This is a genomic window from Salibacterium halotolerans (assembly GCF_900115625.1).
Classification (GTDB): Bacteria; Bacillota; Bacilli; order Bacillales; family Marinococcaceae; genus Salibacterium; species Salibacterium halotolerans.
The window spans coordinates 135671-157411 of sequence record NZ_FOXD01000002.1 but is presented as its reverse complement, the minus strand read 5'-3'; the positions used below and the strand labels follow the sequence as shown (position 1 = coordinate 157411).

Sequence of the window (21741 nt, the reverse complement as noted above, 5' to 3'; positions counted from 1 at the left end):
TCCGTTTAGTCGATCCTTCCCTTACACGCGGCAAAGCCCTGGAGCCGCTGGTCAGAAGCTTTCAGCGGCTCCGGCGATGCTTTTTTATTGCTGACCATCTATGTAGTTCACAACATCAGCAACACTTACAATTTTTTCTGCTTCTTCATCGGAAATCTCGAGGTCAAACTCATCTTCAAGCTCCATGACAAGTTCCACCACATCCAATGAATCGGCACCGAGATCATCTTTAAATGCAGCTTCCCGGGTAATATCCGATTCTTCTACATCCAGACGCTCAGCTACAATCTTTTTCACACGCTCCAACGTATTTTCGGCCATTTTCTTCACCTCCTTTAACAAATTGGTTCCTGCCGCCATTATAGAAGATAACATACAAAAATGCCATCTTACAGACGGGAAAGATTAATGCATGACCATTCCGCCGTCAATCTGCAGGGTCTGGCCCGTCATATAATCAGCATCCCCGGAGGCAAGAAAACGCACAGCCCGTGCCACTTCCCGGGCTTCTCCGAGCCTGCCGAGCGGAATACTCTGAAGTAGTGACTCCTGCGTTTTTTCATCCAACTCTTCGGTCATTTCCGTTTCAATAAAGCCGGGGGCCACCGCATTAACCTGGATATTACGCGGGGCAAATTCTCTCGCCAGGCTTTTTGTCAAACCGAGAACGCCTGCTTTTGCCGCAGAATAATTGGCCTGGCCGGCATTGCCCATCACACCGACGACTGATGAAATGTTGACAATCTTACCGGAACGCTGTTTCATCATCTGACGCGAGGCACTCTTCGCACAATGATAGACACCTTTCAGGTTCGTATCAAGAACAGCATCCCAGTCCTCTTCCCGCATACGCATCAACAGATTATCTCTTGTAATACCGGCGTTGTTAATCAGAATATCCAACTGACCGAATTGGTCCGTCACTTCTTTTATCATGGCTTTCACATCTTCTTCGACAGCGACATCGGCTTGGACGGAGAAAGCTTTCACTCCCTGATCCCGGCACGCTGCGGCGACTTCTTCCGCTTTCTGCGCGCTGCCTGAATAATTGACAGCGACATTGGCGCCGCTTGCGGCAAGCTCCAGAGCTATCGCTTTTCCGATACCTCTGGAGGCACCGGTTACAAGCGCGGTTTTTCCATTAAACATGTCATTCCCTCCTTATGTTAAGGCTGCTGCAGTTTTTTCGACCGATTCCGGATCCTGCGCGGAATAAACGTTTACTCCACGGCGCTGCACCCGGCGGACAAGTCCTCCGAGAACATTGCCCGGACCTGCTTCAATGAATGTATCCACTCCGAGCTCCAGCAGCCGTCGGATGGTATCTTCCCAGTACACCGGAGACGTGACCTGTTCAATCACGTTTCGTTTCAACTGACCCGGGTCGGTTTCTTCGAGCGCATTCACATTGGACAAAACCGGGAATGCCGGTTTCGAAAAGGAGATCGGTTCCATGGCGCTTTCGAGTTTTTCCTGAGCCGGTTCCATCATCCGCGAATGAAACGGACCGCTTACTTCAAGACTGATCACGCGTTTTGCCTTTTCCTGCTGCGCCATTTCTTCCGCTTTGGCAATCGCGTCTTTGTCTCCGGAAATGACAATCTGACCGGGGGCGTTAAGATTGGCCGCCTGGACGATGCCGCCGGCTGATGAAATGTCGGAACAGATGCGTTCCACTGTTTCCCTCTCCAGGCCCATGAGAGCCGACATGGATCCTTCTCCTGCGGGAACGGCCTCCTCCATGAACAGACCCCGCTGCTTCACGATACGGAGGGCATTTTCATAAGACATGACTCCTGCAGCCGTCAGCGCCGTATATTCTCCGAGGCTGTGACCGGCCGCATAGTCGGCGGTAATTCCTTTTTGTTTCAGCGCTTTTAGCGAAACCATTTCCGCCGTTAACAAAGCCGGCTGCGCATGCTCGGTTTTTTTCAGCTCGTCTTCCGGTCCGGAAAACATCATACCGGAAAGCGGATAATCAAGAATACGATCCGCTTCATCGATTAATGCTTTTGCATCGGCACTTTCGTCATAGAATGCTTTCGCCATTCCGGGATGCTGTGATCCCTGCCCCGGAAAAAGGAACGCAGTTTTACCCATTTTTCCATTCCCCCTGATGCTTGACTTCCTTTTTCATAATATCAGTCACCTGTTCATTGACCATCTGCCTTGCCTGGCGGATGGCATGAAAAACCGCGGTGTGGTCTGATGATCCATGCGCTTTAATGACAGGGGCATTCAGCCCGAACAGGCCGGCCCCGCCATAATGCGAATAACTCATTTTATCTCTGATGTTACTGAAACTTGAACGAAGTATACCCGCTGCGAGTTTGTTCGACCACGTACTCGTTAATTCTTTCTTCAACAGAGAAAACAGCGTTCCTGCCGTTCCTTCAATGGATTTTAATATCAGGTTGCCGGAGAATCCGTCGCTCACCGCTACGTCGCAGACTCCTTCAAGCAGGTCACGGGCCTCGACATTTCCGACAAAATGAAGGGGAGCCTGTTCGAGAAGCTCATAGGCTTCTTTGGTCAGCTCATTGCCTTTCCCTTCTTCGGTACCAATGTTCACGAGTCCGACCCGCGGCCGGTTTACTTTCTTCACCATTTCCATGTAGATTGACCCCATAAACGCATTCTGCAGAAGGTGTTCTGCTTTGGAGTCAACATTTGCTCCTACATCAAGAAGAAGAAATCCTTCCCCGTCCAACGTCGGAAGCATGGGAGCAAGTGCCGGACGTTCAATGCCTTCAATGCGGCCGACATGAAGCAGTCCTGCTGTCATGAGCGCTCCGGTATTGCCGGAGGAAATGCACGCATCCGCACGTCCTTCACGGACTTCCCGGAGAGCAAGCACCATCGACGCATTTTTCTTTTTACGCACGGCTTTGGTCGGGGTGTCCTCCGGCTCTATTTTTTCGTCGGTATGGAGAACGGAAATACGTTTTGCCTTTGTTAAATGTTCATTAATCTGTTCTTCGTGACCTGCCAGTATGATTTCCACATCGTCGAATGCCCGTTCTGCCGCCATGGCGCCGGCAACGTGTGCTTTGGGAGAGTAGTCTCCTCCCATTGCGTCGATGACAATTTTCATGAACATTGTCTCCTTTTTCACTAATTCTCAGCGGTGGGAGCGGTACATGACAAACTCACCGTGAAAAACAGGTTCCTGCTGCACACTGCTCGTTACTTCCACCCATGTTTTATGACCTTTTGAGCTGGTAACGACTGCTCTTGCAGCAACCCGTTCCCCTTCCTTCACCTGCCGGCTGAAATGAACCGACGCCTTTGTAGTCAACGCCAGTTCGTCGTTAATGATCGCAACCGCAAGAGAATTAGCCTGAGCGAACAGGTAGTGGCCTCTTGCGATTTTTGTTCTTGAAAAAACATGGTCTTTCGTAATATCCAAAATCGAAATCGCTTCTTCATCAAGCCTTAGATCAACGATTTCGCCGATCACTTCTTCGAGTGGCAGCGCCTGCACTTCATCAAGTCGTTCCCTGGCGACATGTTTGATCCGCTCTCTTAATTCCGGGATGGAAAGTTCCAGCCGGTCCAGCCGGATGGTCTGGACACTCACCTCAAAATCCACGGCAAGCGATTCATCCGTCCGAAACGGATCTGTCTCCAGAATCTGCTTCAACTGCTGCTGCCGTTCTTTTTTATTTCGTTTCACTCCTACACCATCCGCTTCTATGACTAGGTACTAAGAGTAGTATATAATTCCACTCTTTCTTTTTCAAGCATGTTTAATCAAGTTTCGTTCCATCCAGAATGCCGCTCTCCTCGAGTATGGAGCGCAGTCCGGCGTACTGAGGGTCATTCCAGAATGATCTGCTCTGAATGAAGGAAGCTGCGTCACGCCGGGCGGTTTCAAGCGCCCGGTAATCGTGGACGAGGTCGGCCATTTTGAATTCAGGCATCCCGCTCTGTTTTCTTCCGAAAAAATCACCCGGCCCTCTCAGTTCCAGATCTTTTTCGGAAAGCTTGAATCCGTCTTCGGTTTCCTGCATAATCCGCATTCGTTCCTGGCCGGTTTCACCCTTAGGATCAGCCATCAGCACGCAGTAGGACTGGTACTCCCCGCGCCCGATACGACCCCGGAGCTGGTGAAGCTGGGAAAGGCCGAAGCGGTCGGCGTCATAGATGAGCATGACAGACGCATTCGGTACATTCACGCCGACTTCCACCACGGTTGTCGATACAAGCACGTGTATCTCATTTGCGGCAAAGGCCTGCATCACTGCTTCTTTTTCATCAGAGGAGAGGCGTCCGTGCATCAGGCCGACACGGCACGACTCAAAAAACTGCTGCAGCTGAGCGTGCACATCAATCGCATTCTGCACATCGAGCATGTCTGATTCTTCAATAAGCGGACAGATGACGTAAGCCTGCCTTCCCTCTTTCACCTGCTTATCAATAAAGGTGAGAATCCGCTCCAGCATGCCGTGTTTCACCCAGTATGTCTTAATCGGTTTCCGCCCGGCCGGAAGTTCATCAATGGAAGAAACGTCCATGTCGCCGAACACGGAAATGGCGAGTGTCCTCGGAATCGGTGTCGCGGTCATAAACAACACATCCGGCTCATACCCTTTATCTTTTAACAATCTGCGCTGCTCCACGCCGAACCGATGCTGTTCATCGGTAATCACGAGGCCGAGATTCCGGAAATGAACATCTTCCTGAATCAAGGCATGGGTGCCGATTACAATGTCAGCCGTCCCTTCATATATGGCAGCATTTCTTTCCCGGCGTTTTTGTCCTTTAATAGACCCCGTTAATAAAACAACGTTCAATCCGGTTTGTGCATACAACTGCCGCAGTCCATCGGCATGCTGCTCCGCCAGTATTTCCGTTGGAACCATAAGGGCCGACTGTCCTCCGGCAAGGTAACAGGCATACATTGCGGCTGCAGCTACGACAGTTTTTCCTGATCCTACATCCCCCTGAAGAAGCCGGTTCATTTTCAGCGGATCCTGCATGTCCTTCGTAATTTCATCCACTACCCGGCGCTGGGCACCGGTGAGCGGAAACGGCAGTGTGTGGAGGAATGCATTCACTTCCGCCTTGCTGAACTCCTGGGAGTTTCCGTCTGCAGCAAGGCGTTCCTGTCTTTTAAATGTCTGCATTTTCAGCTGAAACATCAAAAGCTCCTCATACACAAAACGGCGTCTCGCCTGCTTCAACTTTTCCTTATCTGCCGGCATATGAATCATTTGAAACGCTTCATTCCGGGCTGGAAGCCGGTAGGATGAGAGCAGTGCCTCCGGAAGCACTTCCTCCACTTCGTTTCCAAAAGACTGGAGAGCCTGCTGGATCCACCTCGTCAGTTTCTTCACGGTCACACTGCCTCCGACGGAATAAACAGGCTGCAGCTTCCTGGACGGATCGGGGCTTCCCCATTGAACGTCTTGAACGGTTATCGTTAATTTGTATTTATCCCATTTACCGGTCAACGTGAGCATATCACCGCTGTTCATTTTTCCTTTCAGAAAGGCCCTGTTAAAAAAGACGGCGGTAACAAGAATATTCTCGACCAGAATGCGGACACTCAACCGTGATTTCTTTCTGCCGTAATACCGTACGGCCGGTTCCGACTGAATCATACCTGCTATTGTCACACGATCGCCGTGCCGGAGATTTTCAACCGGTTCCACTTCCATATTTTCATAGCGGTAAGGAAAATGGTGGAACAGATCTTCAATGGTCGAAAGGCCGATCTGCTGCAGTTCTTTCTCTTTTTCCTCCCCGATGCCGGGCAGAACACCGACCGGCTGTCCCAGTTTCTTATTCATTGTCTTCATGCGGGAAGCTCCTAATTGTAGAACAGTTCATCGTGCATGCCCAATCATACATGCGGCTTCCCCCTTTCAAATATGTATTCTGTCTGAAAAAAGAAGACTGTCCCGGTTCCGTTTTCCAGGTCAGTCTTTGTATTTATTCGGCCGGAGTCACTGCCACCGAAACCGTTCCTCTGCCCGTGTGCGAACCGATGACCGAACCTATTTTCGTCAAGGTCGATGAACGGCTGTTCAGCACTGCCTCTGCGGCCTCCAGCAGCTCTTGTCCGCTCTCTTCTGCCTGTGCATGAGATACCCCGATGTGAACCGGGCGGGTGCCGTATTGATGCTCGAGCGCCTCCTGAATAACCGCCACTGCCTTCTTCTTTCCCCGCGCTTTACGGTAGGGATATACTTCCCCGTCTCTATTCAGACTAAGGACCGGTTTCATTTTCAGAAGCGACCCTATCAATGCAGATGCCCGCCCGATCCGTCCGTTTTTCTGAAGATATTCAAGCGTGTCAACGAGGAAGTACACGCTTGTTTCTTCTTTACGTTCCTCCAGTTTTTTTCTGCATCCTTCGATACCGGCTCCCTGTGCGGCAAGCTTGGCTGCTTCGACAACAAGAATACCGACCGCGTAGGAGGCTTTTAACGAGTCCACCACTTCCACGCTCACTTCTTCTTTCACCGCTTCCGCTGCCAGAACCGCAGATTGAATAGTGCCGCTCATGGCCGAAGAAAGATGGATAGATAGAATGGATATCTCTTCTCCGGCTTTTTCACGGATCCTCTGATACATTGTCTCAAATTCAAAAGGAGTGGGCTGCGACGTGGCGGGGACGCTGTTCATCATATCAAGCTTGTTATAGAACGCTTCCGGAGTTAAATTCACCCCATCCTGATACGTTTCGTTTTCGATCATTACTTTAAGCGGTATGACCGTAATCTGATATTTCTGAAGCAGCTCTGCTGGAATGTCAGCGGTGCTGTCCGTTACAATTTTTACTTTTCCCACCCGTCATCCCTGCCTTCCTTTTTTGTATGGACCCTTATTCCACTGCGATGATATAGGAATAAAGCGGCTGACCTCCGTCGTGGATTTCAAGTTCCACATCCGGATACGTTTCTTCCATGTAGGAAAAAACGGCTTTCTCCACTGCTTCGGTTCCCTCTTCACCGCGGATCAGCGTGACAATTTCGGCTTCTTCATTCAGGATCTCTTTCAACAGATTGATGACCACCGTTTGAAGTTCCGGTCCTGCCACGGCAATATCTTTTTCAACGATTCCCATATAATCGCCTTTATTAATGTGGAGACCGCCCATTGTAGTTTCTCTTACAGCATAAGTGACCTGACCGCTCGTCACTTCGCCGCAGGCTTGTTTCATCGCTTGTTCATTTTCTTCGGGGGATGCGTCTTCTGAGAACGCGAACATTGCGCCAAGACCCTGTGGGATCGTTTTTGCCGGGATAACACGAACGTGTTTTCCGGACACCTCCGCAGCCTGCTCCGCCGACATGACGATATTGCCGTTATTCGGAAGAATGAATATCGTTTCCGCTTCCACTTTCTTCACCGCGTTTAAAATATCTTCCGTGCTTGGATTCATCGTCTGTCCTCCAGCGACCACTTCCTGTACACCGAGACCGCGGAACAACGCCTGCACTCCCTCTCCTGCGGCTATGGTAACGAACCCAAAAGGGGCAGAAGCCGCTTGGGACCCCGCATCTGCCTCTACGGGTTCCGGATTCCCGTCCTGGTTCCCGTGCAACGCCTCATGCTGTTCCCTCATGTTATCAATTTTAACATGAATAAGACTTCCGTGCTGTTGTGCTTTAGACAGCACTTCGCCGGGATACTCGGCATGTATATGTACTTTTACTATATCATCATCGCTGACAACCAAAAGGGAATCACCCCAACGCGACATTTCCTGCTTGAAGGCGTTCTCATCAAAAGATTGTCCGGATGATTTCTCTTTATCCAGCTTCACCATCAGTTCCGTACAATATCCGTACTCTATCTCCTCTGAAGACAAATGAGACCGGGTATTCTGATGATGCTCCACTTTGACCAGTTCCTCCATCGACGGGTTATTCTCCGTTTTATTTTGCGATGTAATGCCGGAAAGCGACTGCATCATACCCTGGTAGATATAAACGAGTCCCTGGCCGCCGGAATCGACAACTCCTACTTCCTTAAGTACAGGCAGCAGCTCCGGAGTTCTTTCCAATGAAGATGCCGCCTTTCTGCACACCTCTTCCATCCAGGAGGCCGGGTCCTGGTCACTGCCGATATAATCACTTTCCATATCCGCGGCCTCTTTTGCCACGGTTAAAATCGTTCCCTCAACAGGCTTCATCACCGCTTTGTAGGCGGTATCCACCCCTTCCTGAAGAGCTTTTTGCAAATCATCAACAGTCAGTGTCTCTTTTTTCTCCACTGATTTCGAAAAACCGCGGAACAGCTGAGACAAAATAACTCCCGAATTTCCGCGCGCTCCCATCAGCAGACCTTTGGAAAACGTTCTTGCCACATTTCCGGCGTGGTGTTTTTCGTTTTGATCAACTTCCCTTACACCGGACGTGATGGTAAGGTTCATATTCGTGCCGGTATCCCCATCGGGTACAGGAAATACGTTTAAGGCATCGACTTGTTTTACGTTAGTGCCGAGAACGGCAGCCCCTTCCCTGAACATCGAGGCCAGCTGTTCTCCATTTACAATCCTGTCCGTCAACGTCCTCTCCTCCTCATTTCCTAAGCCTGGTTCGACGTCACTCTTACTCCCTGTACATATACATTTACCGAGTCTACGGTCAGACCGAGCATCTGCTGAAGCTGGTACTTTACTTTTGACTGGACGTTATACGCCACTTCAGAGATTTTGATTCCGTAGCTGACTATGATGTACATATCTATATGAATGCCGTCTTCTGCTTCCCGGATCAATACGCCGCGTGAAAAATTGTCTTTTCCGAGTATTTCCGACAGTCCATCTTTGATCTGTTTCTGGGACGCCATGCCGACGATGCCGTAACAATCCACCGCAGCTCCTCCTGCAATAGTAGATACCACTTCCCTGGAAACATCAATGGAACCAAGCTGAGAATTCATTTCAATCGTCATAGCAGCGCCTCCCTTTCGTATACCTTCTCTAAGCTAAGGTTATTTTACTATACTCCTTCTTTTTTTGAAAGGAGGAGGAAAAAGAGCAAAATGCAATTAACCGAATACTTACGAAAAAGCGCTGCTGCATAAATATTTGTGAATCTGCCCTCCGCCGCGGCCCTTTTTTCAGGGGATAATATGTCATTGCACAGCCTGGTGGCATGTGCTAGAATATAAAAGTATGACTGATATTGTGCACAGCAACAACGGAAGACGATAAGGAGGTGCATGTCCATGGCCCGCAAATGTAATGTGACAGGAAAAGGTCCGAAAACAGGGCACAATCGTTCACACGCCAACAACGCCACGAAACGGCGGTGGGGCGCGAACGTTCAGAAAGTACGCATCATGGTCGATGGAAAGCCAAAGCGTGTGTATGTTTCCGCCCGTGCTCTTAAATCCGGCAAAGTACAGCGCGTATAATTGTTTCATATAATGCAAAAGAAACGGGACACTTGCCAAAAGCCACCCCGTTTCTTTTTTATACTCCGTCTTTAGTTTACATAATAATATTACTGTTAATCTTTCTTGATGGTGCCAATGACAGCGCGTACGAATCCTCCCAGAAACCCCGGCAGTTTAATCGTATAAAATTTCATGATAAACTCCTCCTCATTCAGTGATGATTGCGGCACGCGCCGCATCGCCCGGTACACATCCTTCCGGTGTCTCCTCTTCCTGGTGAACCGCTCCGCTTTCAAGCATTCTTTTATATGTATATTCAACAAAGGGGAAATAGTACATGGAATTTCGCAAAAAATTTTGCTGCTCTGCTATACTTGCGTTGTTCCGGGCTTCCTTCTGCGGATGGCAGATGGGATTGGTTCCGTGGACACTACAGCGCCGGCCGGCATACACAGTGTCCTTCGAGGCAGTGTTAGTGAACACTAAGCTTTTGTCATCTGCAGATAGTATCCACAGATTTTCACCGGTGGATACTAATTCCTGATTTCAGCGGCGCAGTGTCCACAAAACGGTGATCCGTAGACACTAAGCTTTTATTTTTCAATGTAAGTGTCCACTCATGACTCAAAGACTGAAATATTTATCCACGGCTGGATGAACAACAACAGCCAACGCTGCCACGCTGACTTACCGAACCTGTACTGCAGAAAGACCACTGTGCTCGTTTACCCATCGCTGCATTCTCTTTCAAAAAAAAAAGAGAACTGTACCCTTTGATACAGTTCCATGTCTTAGATGTTGATGGTTTTGTGCCGGCCTATATCTATCTCACGAGCCGCTTCTTATAGCTTCGACGGCTGTTTTTCTGTTTTGTTTCTTGAAGACGGCGGAACCGGCAACTAGAACATCGGCTCCAGCTTCCCGGCACAGGGTGGCCGTATGTTCATCCACTCCACCGTCCACTTCTATTTCTGCATCGCGGCCAGCTTCTTTCAGCATGGTTTTGAGCTCCGTGATTTTGGGAAGCACATCTTCAATGAAAGCCTGCCCTCCAAATCCTGGATTGACGGTCATTAACAAAATTAAGTCAACATTTTTCAACACATGCTGGATGGCCGACAGAGGGGTCGCGGGGTTAAGAACGACCCCGGCCCGCACATTTTGTTCATGAATCTGTTCAATCGTGCGGTGCAGATGCGGGCAGGCTTCGGCATGAACAGATAAAATATCGGCACCGGCCCGGGCGAAATCTTCAACGTAGTGCTCCGGCTTTTCAATCATAAGATGGACATCGAGCGGCAGGGATGTATGGGGGCGGATGGAAGATACAACAAACGGCCCCATGGTGATATTGGGAACGAAATGACCGTCCATCACGTCTACATGAATATAATCTCCTCCCGCCTGCTCCGCATCTTCAATTTCTACTTTTAATCGGGAGACATCTGCGGCAAGAATAGATGGCGCTACTTTTGTCATGATTACTTAATACCTCCGTCGTTGTGCGAGTTCTTCAAAAAACTTTACATAGTGTTCATACCTGAAAGACGCGATATCTCCGTTTTCCACTGCTGGTTTCACGGCACACCTAGGTTCTTTCCGGTGCGTGCATCCTCTGAATTTACAGGATGGAAGCCGTTCTCTTATCTCAGGAAAACAAACATCCAGATCTTCTTCATCTATCTGTTCAAATTCAAGGGAACTGAAACCGGGAGTATCGGCAATGAATCCGTCTTTGAAGGGAATCAGCTGCAGGTGTTTGGTCGTATGTTTTCCCCGTCCGAGCCTCTCTGACACCTCAGCAGTCTCCAGTTGAAGGGAAGGAATCAGCAGATTTAAAAGCGTCGTTTTGCCCACACCGGACTCTCCGGTTACCATGCTGACACAGCCGCTGATGTAATCATCCAGCTTCTGCACCCCGGTTTCTGTCACCCCTGAAACGAGATGAAATGGATAGCCGGCGCTTTGATACGTTTCCTGGTAGTATACGAGTTCTCTGTGCAGATTTTCATCCGCCAGGTCTTCTTTGTTAACAATAATGACCGGGTAGATGTCCAATGCTTCCATATGAACAAGAAAACGATCGAGCATCGCAGTGGAGAACGCAGGCTGCCGCGCTGAAAAAACGATTAACGCCTGATCAATGTTAGCTGCCGGGGGGCGGGTCAGCTCGTTTTTTCTGTCCATGACCTGAAGCAGGTACCCTTCTTCTTTGTTCGGCGCTTCATATTCCACGATATCCCCGACCAGTGGTTTAATCTTTTTCTTGCGGAACAATCCCCTTGCTCTGCACTGGTAGATTTCATTCTGGTCGTAGACGTAATAAAATCCGCTGACCGCTTTCACTATTAATCCTTCTGCCATATTTCCTCCTGTCCTGCTATTCCCCGTAGGAAAAACTGTTGGACTGTACCTCTTCATTATCGACATACAATGTGTACGTCCCGTTCGTCTGCGGGGTCACTTCAAGCGGCACCCGGTAGGTTTTTGTTTCGGTGATGGTTTCTTCAGCGAAAATGGTAGGGCCGCTCGTACCTGCATCTTCGTATACGATACGGATGCTGTATTCCCTGCCCTGCTTCTGATCTTCCTGTGAAACTTCGACCGGGATAACCGCCTCCACCTGCTCCGACTTCGGTTCCTGTTCCGTTGTTTTTTGTTCTTCGGGACCTTTTGACATGACAAACGTAATGGTATCTCCTTCTGTCACCATCGAATAAGGAGCCGGTGACTGTTCGATAACATTTCCTTCTTCTACAGAATTCGAGAACTCTGTTTCAAACGAACCTTCAAGATTGGATGTTTCAAGATAGCTCTCCACCGCTTCACGGGATTCCTGCTGCAGATTCTGCAGAGAGAACTCACGCTCTGTGCTGTACGTCAGCTGGACTGTTGTATCCCGGGGGACGACATCTTCTCCTGGTGCAGGGTCCTGTTCAATGATTTGATCCGGCGGATACTCCGATGTCTGGGACGATGTGAATTCTACACCAGCGAAGCCGCTCAGCATCTCTTCCGCCCTGTCCCGTGATACGCCGTTCAGATCCGGCATGCTCTCTGTACCAGGTCCACTGCTGACATAAAGCTGTACCGCACTGTCTTCTTTCACAGTAGAGCCTGCACCAGGCTCCTGACTGATAACGTGACCTTCCTCTACCGCATCATCCGCTACTCTTTGTGCCTCCCCGTTCAACCGGGCATCGTCAAGTTCCTGCATGGCTTCTTCTTCGGACATATTTTTCACATCAGGTACATCGACATCATCTGCCATGAGTAAGTCAGGCAGAATGGTGAAAGCGGCGATGACGGCGCCGAAACAGAGCAGAAACAGAAACATCATAATCTTCCACCAGCTCTTTTTCTTTTTTTTAGGAGCTGCTGGTTCGTCTGTCTGTTTTTCTCCTCCGTTTCCTGCTGCACCGGTACGTGCCTGAATCGTTGCGCCCTCATCCCCGTTTTCTTCCTTTATGGCAGGCACAGCTTTTGTTGCTTCTTCGTCCACCGGCAGTATGACAGGTGCTTCGTTCCTTCTTTCCTGGTTCAACGCCGTATGCAGATCCCGCTGCATCTGTGAAACATCCATGTAGCGGTCTTCCAGTTTTTTTGCCGTGGCCCTGATGATGACGTTTTCGATGCTGCTGGGAAGGCCGGGGCGGTCTTCAGACGGTGACGGCAGTGGTTCCTGCAGATGTTTCAGCGCAACTCCAACAGCTGAATCTCCTGTGTAGGGCAGTGTACCGGTAACCATTTCATAAAGGACAATCCCCAGCGAATAAACGTCCGACTGCGCTGTAATCACTCCACCCCTGGCCTGTTCCGGAGACATGTAATGCACCGAACCCATAACCGAATTGGTGTGAGTAATGGTAGCCGCGGAAGAAGCGCGGGCAATTCCGAAATCCGTTACCTTCGCATCCCCGTCGTCATTTAAAAGAATGTTGTGCGGTTTAATGTCACGGTGAACGATTTGATTGGCATGGGCATGATGAATAGCATCAAGCACCTGTTCCATGAGACGGACAGCCTGTTCAAGGGGAAGTGGTCCTGTCTGCTGGATTTTTTCCTTTAACGTGACTCCATCTATATGTTCCATGACGATGTAATACAGATGTTCTTCTTCTCCGACATCATAGATATTGACGATGTTGGGGTGGGCCAGACTTGTAGCTGCCTGCGCTTCACGGTAAAACCGCCTTATAAATTCCTGATCCTCATTGTACTGAGGCTGCAGAACCTTCACCGCTACCGGGCGGTCAAGAATAACATCTTTTCCCCGGTAAACATGAGCCATGCCTCCGCCGCCTATCATCTCCGAAATGTCATAACGTTCACTGATTCTTCTCCCGATAAGGCTGCTCAACTCACTCCACCTCTTTCTCCAGAGAAGACTGTAAAATCACGGCAAGCGTTATATTGTCTTCTCCCCCTCGTTCCTTGGCTGTATGTATGAGCGAGACTGCCCGCTCATGTAAGGAACCAGGAGCCTGAAGGTGCTCCTGAATGTTGTCTGCATTCAGCTTATTGGTCAGTCCGTCGGAACAGAGCAGCAATCCTTCTCCAGCCTGCCACTGCACCGACGCTGTTTCAATATCTACATTCTCTTCCGTTCCAACCGCACGCATCAAAACATTTTTTCGGGGGTGATCATTTGCTTCTTCTTCTGTCAGCTGCCCGCTTTTTTTCAGTTCATTAACAAGAGAATGATCCTCTGTAATCAGATTCAGTTCATATTCTGATAATTGATAGGCACGGCTGTCGCCGACATGAGCGATGACAGTGAAAGAACGCATGCACATAGCAGCAACAACCGTTGTACCCATTCCTGCCATCTTCTGATCAGATGCTGCCTGTTCATACACACGCCGGTTCACGTCTCGGATCTGTTCTTTCAGCCAGTGCTCCGCTTCCTCCACAGAAAAGGATTGATGGATAGGCTCCCAGACAGAGCGCAGCAGATTTACGGTCATTCTGCTTGCAACATCCCCTGCTTGATGACCTCCCATTCCATCTGCTACAACAGCCAGATAATCACCGGCCTCGTTTGTAAAAATGCCGCCGTCATCCTCATTGTGTTCCCGAACTATCCCTGTATCCGTTACATAAACTTTATCCACAGGGTGTCTCACCTCGTTTCTTCAGCACGTTCATTGGCACGCAGCTGTCCGCACGCCGCGTCGATATCATGTCCCTGTTCGCGTCGGATGGTTACATTCACACCCTTTTCTCTAAGTGTCCGTTCAAATTCAAAAATGTCATTTTTGGTTGTACGGACATAGTCGCGTTCCGGCACGTCATTCACAGGGATGAGGTTTACGTGACATTTCAGCCCTTTGATCAGCTCGGCCAGCTCTTCAGCATGTTCCACCTGATCATTCACCCCGCCGAAAAGACCGTATTCAAACGTAACACGCCGGTTCGTTTTCTCCTGGTAATAATGAATGGATTCCATCAGTTTCTCCACCGGCCATGCCCGGTTTACCGGCATGAGACGGCTTCTGATTTCGGAGTTTGGCGCGTGCAGGGAGACAGCGAAGTTGATCTGAAGCTGTTCGTCGGCAAAATCATAAATTCTCGGTACCATGCCGCTTGTTGATAACGTGATGTGGCGCGCACCGATATTCAGCCCATTGTCGTGATTGATAATTTTAAGAAAGGAAACGACTTCATCATAATTATCAAACGGTTCTCCGATTCCCATCAGTACAATGGAATCCACACGTTCACCGATTTGGTCCAGATCTTTTTGGATTTCCATGATCTGCGCCGTTATTTCACCAGCTTCCACGTTACGTTTCAGCCCGCCCAGTGTGGACGCACAGAACGTACAGCCGAGACGACAGCCGACCTGTGATGTCACACAGACGCTGTTGCCGTAATCATGTTTCATCATGACGGTTTCAATTGTATACCCGTCTTTGAGTTCGAAGAGATACTTCACCGTACCGTCTACGGACTCCTGATGCGTCACTTCTTTTAAGACGGTGATGGAAAATGTCTCACTCAGATTATGACGCAGGCTCTTGGATAAATTAGTCATTTCTTCAAACGACGTCACTCTCATTTGATAAAGCCAGTAAAAGATCTGCTGGGCCCGGTACGATGGTTCGCCCTGTTCTTCCAGCCATTCCTGGAGTTCTCCGTATTCCAGGGAATAGATGGACGGCAGACCGACACTTTCGGCCGCCACTTTTGTTTTTAATGCTTCCATGGTGTTGTACACCCTTTCTAATTATAATGATGCTTTTCTCCTCAGCGCTGCCATGAAAAATCCGTCCGATTGATAATCCTGGGGCAGAATGGTCAGCATGCTGTTTTCCTTCAGAGTTTGTGCAGCAGGGGCAGGAAGGTTCTCTGCCGCCTGTTCATCTATGGTAAAGTCTGGATTCTTTTCGAGAAAAGCTTCCACGACCTGTTCATTTTCTTCCGCCCGGACGGTGCACGTACTGTACACCAGACGACCTCCCGGGGCCATTACAGCTGCCGCGGATTCCAGGATATCCAGCTGTATACCGGGAAATCGTTCAAGCCCCTCCTGCGGCCGCCATTTCAGCTCGGGTTTTTTCCGGATAACGCCAAGACCGCTGCACGGAGCATCCACAAGCACACGGTCAAAAGACTGCTGCTCATACTGCTGACACAGATTCCGGGCGTCAAGGGCGGAAGCCTGGATGCTCGAGAGGCCGAGCCGGTCTGCCTGCTCTGTGATCAGGCGGATCTTTTTCTCATGAAGATCGTGAGCGTACACGCTGCCCTCATCGTTCATCTTTTCCGCGGCGTGCGTTGTCTTGCCGCCTGGTGCCGCACACGTATCAAGCACTCTCATTTTCGGGCTTGGACCAAGGAGGGCTGCAGGGAGCATCGAGCTTTCATCCTGCACCGTGAAGAGTCCTTCCTTGAAAGCCTCGGTATGAAACACATTTCCTTCCTGAACGAGAAGCGCATCCGCTGAAATGTTTCCATGTTCTACGCTGCATCCTTCTTCATGCAGCCGATGTTTCAATTCCTCCCTGTTGATTTTTACACGATTGACACGAATAGTCAAAACAGGGGGTTCCAGATTCGTGCGTGCCATATCCAGGGCCCGCTCTCTTCCGTACGCGGCCGTCCATTCCTTCAGCAGCCAACCGGGGTGACTGGTTTCCAGAACATCACGCTTTGTACCGGTATACTCTGCACCAATATCCTGGACGCCGCTTCGGAGCATCGAACGAAGTACACCGTTCACGAGTCCGCTGATGCCTTTGTGTCCTTTTTTCTTGGCAATCTGGACGGCTTCATGAACAGCCGCCCGTTCCGGTATGCGGTCGAGAAAAACGATTTGATACACCGTGAGCCTCAAAAGTTCCAGTACCCAGAAAGTGAGGGAGGCTGTCCCCTTTTTTATAAACGGTTCGATATAGAAATCGAGGGTGTTTTTCCGCTTTATCGTGCCATTAACCAATTCCGTCAAAAGCGGGGCATCCTTACCTGATATGCTGTTGTCTTCGAGGGAATGCTGCAGAAGGATATGGCTGTACGCGCCTTCTTTTTCGATTCGGATAAGGAGCTGCAGCGCTTCTTCTCTCACATTTTTATACATTATTTTCGTCTCCGTTAAACCTTTCTCCCGGCTTCAGTTCGTGGGATCCTCTGAGATAATCCGCTGCTTTCATCGCTTTCTTGCCGGAAGGCTGCAAAGATGTGATTATCACCGCCGTATCATCGGCAGCAGCGGTCACGATACCATCTTCCTCCAAGGCAAGGATCGTTCCCGGTGCCGTTTCCTTTGCTGACGATACATGTGTTTTACGGGTTTCCCAGATTTTTATCGGTTTTCCTTTATACGTCGTATACGCTCCGGGCCAGGGGTTCATTCCTCTTACCTGATTATAAATGACATGCCCCGGTTCGTTCCAGTTAATCTTCTCCCGCCCCCTCTTAATGTTGGGGGCAAATGTTGCTTCCTGCGAATCCTGAGGCTCCGATGTGATCTGCTGATCAGCCAGACGCGGAAGTGTCTCGAGCAGAAGATTCCGTCCCGCGGCGCTCAATTTATCATGAAGCGTGCCGGCGGTGTCCACTTCGGTGATGGCCACTTCCCGGCGTGCCAGTATGCCGCCGGCGTCCATTTCCTTTTCCATATACATAATCGTCACTCCGGATTTTTCCTCTCCATCTATGACAGCCTGATGGATAGGAGCGCCGCCGCGGTATTTGGGCAGCAGGGACGCATGAACGTTTACTGCTTTATAAGGCGGAGCCGAAAGCAGTGATTCCGGAAGCAGCTGCCCGAACGCCGCCGTAATGATGACATCCGGATGAAGATCAAGCACCGCCTGGACATTTTCTTCTTTTTTCAGGGTTTTTGGCTGCAGCACCGGAATACCATGCACCTCGGCGGCCTGTTTCACCGGAGGCGGAGTAAGAATTTTCTTCCTTCCTTTCGGGCGGTCCGGTTGTGTGACCACACCCACAACTTCCCAATTTTCTTCCAAAATCCCTTCCAGAATAGGAACGGAAAAATCCGGGGTCCCCATAAACACAATTTTCATTTCTATCCCTCTGCTTTCTCTTGACGCGATTTACAGGAACCTGCCATTAAAACAACCCCGTATCAGGAAACGTTCGTCAACGGGGCTGGTGCATCACATAAACATCTGCGGTTCCATATCTATAGAGATGGTAAGATTTTCTTCTGCCATTTCTTTCTGGTACTCGGCATTCATATCATTTAGAATCCGGATGAGTTCCGGTTCATTTTTGTATTTTATCATGCATTGATACCGATATCTATCTTTGATTCGGGCAATGGGAGATACAGTCGGGCCCAGCACCCCCGCTTCAGGCGAAAGCTGTTTTCTTAAACGGTCTGCGATCCGCGCTGCTGTCTTCATCACTTTTGCCGCATCTTCATGGGCGATAGTAATGAGCGTCAAATAGTAGTACGGCGGATAGCCTGCTCGTTTACGCTGAGCCATTTCTTCCCTTGCAAATGAATGGTAGTCATGCCCTTTCGCATGCTGAATGCTGTAATGTTCCGGCGTATAAGTCTGAACGACTACTTCTCCGGGAAGTTCGGCTCTTCCTGCTCTGCCGCTTACCTGTGTTAAAAGCTGAAAGGTTCTCTCGGATGCACGGAAATCCGGCAGGTGCAGCATCGTATCGGCAGCGAGCACGCCGACAAGCGTTATTTTCGGAAAATCCAGCCCTTTGGCTATCATCTGGGTACCGAGAAGAATATCCGCTTCCCCTCTGCGGAACGAATCGAGCAGCTTTTCGTGTGCTCCCTTCCGCGACGTCGTGTCAACATCCATCCTGATGATACCTGCATCAGGAAGAAGCCGGGTAAGCTCTTCTTCGACTTTCTGGGTCCCGGTTCCGAAAAAGCGGATATGTTCACTATGGCAGTCCGGACACGTCTGCATTAACGGTTCCCCGTAGCCGCAGTAATGACATTTCAGCTGCCGCCCGGTATGGTGGTAGGTTAATGTAATCTCACAGTGCGGACACGATGCCGTATAACCGCAGCTGCGGCACATCACAAAGGTGGAGTAACCCCGCCGGTTGAGAAAAAGGACCATTTGTTCTTTTTTTTCGAGCCTGTCCTGCATTTTTTCGAGAAGCTGCTCGGAAAACGCCGAACGGTTTCCTTTCTTCAGCTCCTTTCTCATATCCATCACTTCCACTTCAGGCATAACGGCTTCATTGACCCGGTGGGGCATTTCAAGAAGCCGGTAGACATTTTTGGACGCTCTCGCATAGGACTCAAGCGACGGGGTGGCACTTCCCATCAGTACGGGGCAGCTGTGCCAGCGTCCTCTCCACAACGCGACCTGCCTTGCGTGATAGCGGGGATGATCCTCCTGCTTATAGCTCCCCTCATGTTCCTCATCTATGATTAAAAGACCGAGATGACGGAATGGGGCAAAAACGGCCGAGCGGGCACCAACCGCCACTTTCACTTCGCCGCGGTGGATTTTGCGCCATTCATCGTATTTCTCCCCGGAAGAAAGGGCGCTGTGCAGCACTGCAACCTCGGAACCAAAGCGCGCTTTAAAGCGCTCCACCATCTGGGGGGTGAGAGAAATTTCAGGAACAAGGACAATCGCTTCTTTTTCTTCTTTCAGTACTTCTTCGATTGCCCGCAGGTATACTTCTGTTTTTCCGCTGCCTGTGACGCCGTGAAGAAGACAGGGATCGTATTTCTGTTCCCGCATCGCGTTTTGTACCGGTTCGAGTGCCTCTTTCTGCTGATTTGTCAATAAAGGCCGCTGTGACTCGGTAAATATACGGTTTTCGTAAGGATCTCTATACGATTCCAGCGATTCTTCCAGGAGGAAATCTTTTTTTATTAATGCCTGCAGGACACCGAATGTCACCTGCAGGTTGTCCTGCACTTCCCGTACGCTAACCGCCTTAGTGCCGTAATGACGGGACATCCAGTTCATCACCTGCACCTGTTTGACGGCTTTTGACCCGAGGGTGCCGCTGTACTCATCCTCAGGATTCCCACCGGCAATACGCACCATCCGGATCATTTTTTTCCCGGTTTTATCTTTAAGCTGGTAATCAACCGTCATCGAGCCGTCACCGGTCATCTGTTTCAGTGCCGATGCGGCTTCTTTCGTCTGCACCACATCATCCCAGGCTGCTTCGTCTTTCCCATCAAAGAACGGCTTCAGTACCTCCGGCAGACCGGCTGCTTCCACATTGGTACGGATGATTTTTTTCGGCTTTGCCCGGATGGCGGAAGGAACCATCGACTGATAAGCCGTTATTAAAAAGCAAACCGTCTCCTCCGCCATCCACTCCCCAAGTTCGAGCATTTCACCGGTTAATACCGGCGTAGGATCAAGCACTTCTTTGACAGGCTTAACGCGTGATAATTCGGTGTGGTCTGTTACTTTCCATATAAATCCCTGGATACTGCGAGGTCCGAAGGGTACCATGACACGCATGCCGGGGTGGACCATTTCTTCGAGTTCTTCCGGAATCAGATAATCAAAGGCTTTATCTGTACGGGCAGCCGCCACATCCACAATGACTTTCGCATACATCAGGACTCATCCTTTTTTAGAAGCGGTTCCGCCGCATCAAAAATCCGCACCGCCGTCTCCGTCTTTGTGAGAAGCGGCAGCTTTTGCGGCTCGTACCCATTCCGCAGAATGACCATCTCATTCGTATCGCTTTCGAATCCGGTATCACCGGTTCCAATAAGATTGCCGATTACCATATCAAGATTCTTCCGCTCCAGTTTGCTTTGTGCATAGGCTTCAAGATTTGTGGTTTCTGCGGCGAAACCGATCAGCAGCTGGTTCTTTTTTTGATGGCCGAGTTCAGCCAGAATGTCTTTCGTGCGTTCCATTTCTATCGTCAAAGTTCCGTCCTGCTTTTTTGTTTTATCCGGGTATACGGCAGACGGACGGTAATCAGAGACCGCGGCAGCTTTCAATACAGCATCCACGTCAGGATAGAGTCCGGTAACCGTCTCATACATTTCCTCAGCCGACGTAACATCGATCCGCTGTACGCCTGGAGGAGTCTCAAGCTGGACCGGACCGGCTACCAATGTAACGTCGGCACCGCGAGCAGCCGCTTCCGCTGCAGCGGCAAACCCCATTTTCCCGCTTGAGGGGTTGGTGAACACCCTGGCCGGATCACTGTACTCATGGGTCGGTCCTGCGGTGACAAGCACCTTTTTTCCGGAGAAAGCAGACTGATTTTGATCATTTTCTGAGGAGAGAAAGGCTGTGATATCTTCCGGTTCTGCCATCCTGCCTTTGCCGACCCATCCGCACGCAAGATAACCCGCTCCCGGTTCAATAAACCGGACACCTCTGGCTTTTAGTGTCTGCATATTGCTCTCTACGGCCGGATGTTCATACATGTTTACGTTCATGGCCGGTGCGGCGTACACCGGACAGCGGGCCGCAAGAAGCGTGGTCGTCAGCATATCGACAGCATGACCTCCCGCTGCCTGAGCTAAAATATCGGCCGTGGCGGGGGCGATGATGATAAGATCCGCCCAGTCTGCGACATCGATATGGGCTACTTTTTCCGGCTCTTTCTCTGCAAACGTGTCGTCATACACCACATCCCGGGTCAACGCCTGAAACGTGAGCGGTGTTATGAATTCCTCTGCGTGCGAGGTCATGATAACTTTTACTTCTGCTCCGGCCTGTACAAGTTTACTGGCAAGTGCGGCTGATTTATAAGCAGCAATGCCGCCGGTGACCCCAAGAACCACATGTCTGCCTTCAAGCATCATTGGGTCCCTCCTCTTCTTTTATCCGTAAAAAAACAAAGAGCTCTATCAAACAAAAAGCCCTGAAAAACTTGATGAAATGAAATAGAAAGAGGGAAGCACTTCCGGTCCCGGGCTTCTGCTTCCAAATGATCTATCCC

Annotated in this window: 20 protein-coding genes; 1 reads left to right on the top strand and 19 read right to left on the bottom strand. The window is 50.0% G+C overall.

The genetic code is table 11. The features are described from left to right. Positions 1-84: 84 nt before the first annotated feature. From acpP to BM124_RS02090, 9 genes are all read right to left on the bottom strand, one after another. Positions 85-321: an acyl carrier protein gene (gene acpP, locus BM124_RS02130; protein WP_093335003.1), complete on the bottom strand. Its 237-nt coding sequence runs from the start codon at positions 319-321 to the stop codon at positions 85-87. Between the two features lie 84 nt (positions 322-405). Then, positions 406-1149: a 3-oxoacyl-[acyl-carrier-protein] reductase gene (gene fabG / locus BM124_RS02125; protein ID WP_093335002.1), complete on the bottom strand. Its 744-nt coding sequence runs from the start codon at positions 1147-1149 to the stop codon at positions 406-408. A gap of 12 nt (positions 1150-1161) precedes the next feature. Continuing rightward, complete coding sequence (gene fabD / locus BM124_RS02120; protein ID WP_093335001.1) at positions 1162-2100, bottom strand: ACP S-malonyltransferase; 939 nt, start codon at positions 2098-2100, stop codon at positions 1162-1164. Beyond that, positions 2093-3094, bottom strand: coding sequence for a phosphate acyltransferase PlsX (plsX, locus tag BM124_RS02115; protein ID WP_093335000.1), 1002 nt, complete (start codon positions 3092-3094; stop codon positions 2093-2095). The genes fabD and plsX overlap by 8 nt, the downstream gene beginning before the upstream one ends. Positions 3095-3121: 27 nt before the next feature. Further along, a complete protein-coding gene (fapR, locus tag BM124_RS02110) occupies positions 3122-3676 on the bottom strand; it encodes a transcription factor FapR (protein ID WP_093334999.1) in 555 nt (184 codons plus the stop codon). 73 nt (positions 3677-3749) lie between these two features. Beyond that, the gene (gene recG, locus BM124_RS02105; protein WP_093335167.1) at positions 3750-5795 is read right to left on the bottom strand and encodes an ATP-dependent DNA helicase RecG; all 2046 of its coding nucleotides are present in this window, start codon (positions 5793-5795) and stop codon (positions 3750-3752) included. A gap of 142 nt (positions 5796-5937) precedes the next feature. Next, the gene (locus BM124_RS02100) at positions 5938-6798 is read right to left on the bottom strand and encodes a DegV family protein (protein ID WP_093334998.1); all 861 of its coding nucleotides are present in this window, start codon (positions 6796-6798) and stop codon (positions 5938-5940) included. A gap of 34 nt (positions 6799-6832) precedes the next feature. Next, the gene (locus BM124_RS02095; protein WP_093334997.1) at positions 6833-8521 is read right to left on the bottom strand and encodes a DAK2 domain-containing protein; all 1689 of its coding nucleotides are present in this window, start codon (positions 8519-8521) and stop codon (positions 6833-6835) included. Positions 8522-8541: 20 nt separating this feature from the next. Beyond that, complete coding sequence (locus BM124_RS02090) at positions 8542-8910, bottom strand: Asp23/Gls24 family envelope stress response protein (RefSeq protein ID WP_093334996.1); 369 nt, start codon at positions 8908-8910, stop codon at positions 8542-8544. A gap of 276 nt (positions 8911-9186) precedes the next feature. On the opposite strand from BM124_RS02090, the gene rpmB reads away from it, so the two are divergent. Then, positions 9187-9375 (top strand): 50S ribosomal protein L28, encoded by a 189-nt coding sequence (rpmB, locus tag BM124_RS02085; protein WP_093334995.1) that lies wholly within the window; start codon positions 9187-9189, stop codon positions 9373-9375. 95 nt (positions 9376-9470) lie between these two features. Here rpmB and spoVM read toward each other — a convergent pair whose 3' ends face one another. The 10 genes from spoVM to coaBC all read right to left on the bottom strand — a co-directional run bounded on the left by spoVM (position 9471) and on the right by coaBC (position 21604). After that, positions 9471-9551, bottom strand: a complete 81-nt coding sequence (spoVM, locus tag BM124_RS18495) for a stage V sporulation protein SpoVM (RefSeq protein ID WP_139217058.1) — start codon at positions 9549-9551, stop codon at positions 9471-9473. 634 nt (positions 9552-10185) lie between these two features. Then, entirely contained in the window at positions 10186-10836 is a 651-nt protein-coding gene (rpe, locus tag BM124_RS02075) for a ribulose-phosphate 3-epimerase (protein ID WP_093334993.1), read from the bottom strand. A 6-nt stretch (positions 10837-10842) separates the two neighbouring features. Continuing rightward, the gene (gene rsgA, locus BM124_RS02070; protein WP_093334992.1) at positions 10843-11721 is read right to left on the bottom strand and encodes a ribosome small subunit-dependent GTPase A; all 879 of its coding nucleotides are present in this window, start codon (positions 11719-11721) and stop codon (positions 10843-10845) included. Between the two features lie 16 nt (positions 11722-11737). After that, positions 11738-13717: a Stk1 family PASTA domain-containing Ser/Thr kinase gene (pknB, locus tag BM124_RS02065; RefSeq protein WP_244504201.1), complete on the bottom strand. Its 1980-nt coding sequence runs from the start codon at positions 13715-13717 to the stop codon at positions 11738-11740. Between the two features lies 1 nt (position 13718). Further along, positions 13719-14471, bottom strand: coding sequence for a Stp1/IreP family PP2C-type Ser/Thr phosphatase (locus tag BM124_RS02060; RefSeq protein WP_093334991.1), 753 nt, complete (start codon positions 14469-14471; stop codon positions 13719-13721). An 8-nt stretch (positions 14472-14479) separates the two neighbouring features. After that, positions 14480-15565, bottom strand: coding sequence for a dual-specificity RNA methyltransferase RlmN (gene rlmN, locus BM124_RS02055; RefSeq protein WP_093334990.1), 1086 nt, complete (start codon positions 15563-15565; stop codon positions 14480-14482). Positions 15566-15586: 21 nt separating this feature from the next. Next, positions 15587-16936, bottom strand: coding sequence for a 16S rRNA (cytosine(967)-C(5))-methyltransferase RsmB (gene rsmB, locus BM124_RS02050; protein ID WP_093334989.1), 1350 nt, complete (start codon positions 16934-16936; stop codon positions 15587-15589). Further along, positions 16929-17888, bottom strand: a complete 960-nt coding sequence (gene fmt, locus BM124_RS02045; RefSeq protein WP_093334988.1) for a methionyl-tRNA formyltransferase — start codon at positions 17886-17888, stop codon at positions 16929-16931. The genes rsmB and fmt overlap by 8 nt, the downstream gene beginning before the upstream one ends. A 93-nt stretch (positions 17889-17981) precedes the next feature. Next, positions 17982-20396, bottom strand: a complete 2415-nt coding sequence (gene priA, locus BM124_RS02040; RefSeq protein ID WP_093334987.1) for a primosomal protein N' — start codon at positions 20394-20396, stop codon at positions 17982-17984. Next, positions 20393-21604: a bifunctional phosphopantothenoylcysteine decarboxylase/phosphopantothenate--cysteine ligase CoaBC gene (coaBC, locus tag BM124_RS02035; RefSeq protein WP_342028577.1), complete on the bottom strand. Its 1212-nt coding sequence runs from the start codon at positions 21602-21604 to the stop codon at positions 20393-20395. The genes priA and coaBC overlap by 4 nt, the downstream gene beginning before the upstream one ends. Between the last annotated feature and the right edge of the window lie 137 nt (positions 21605-21741).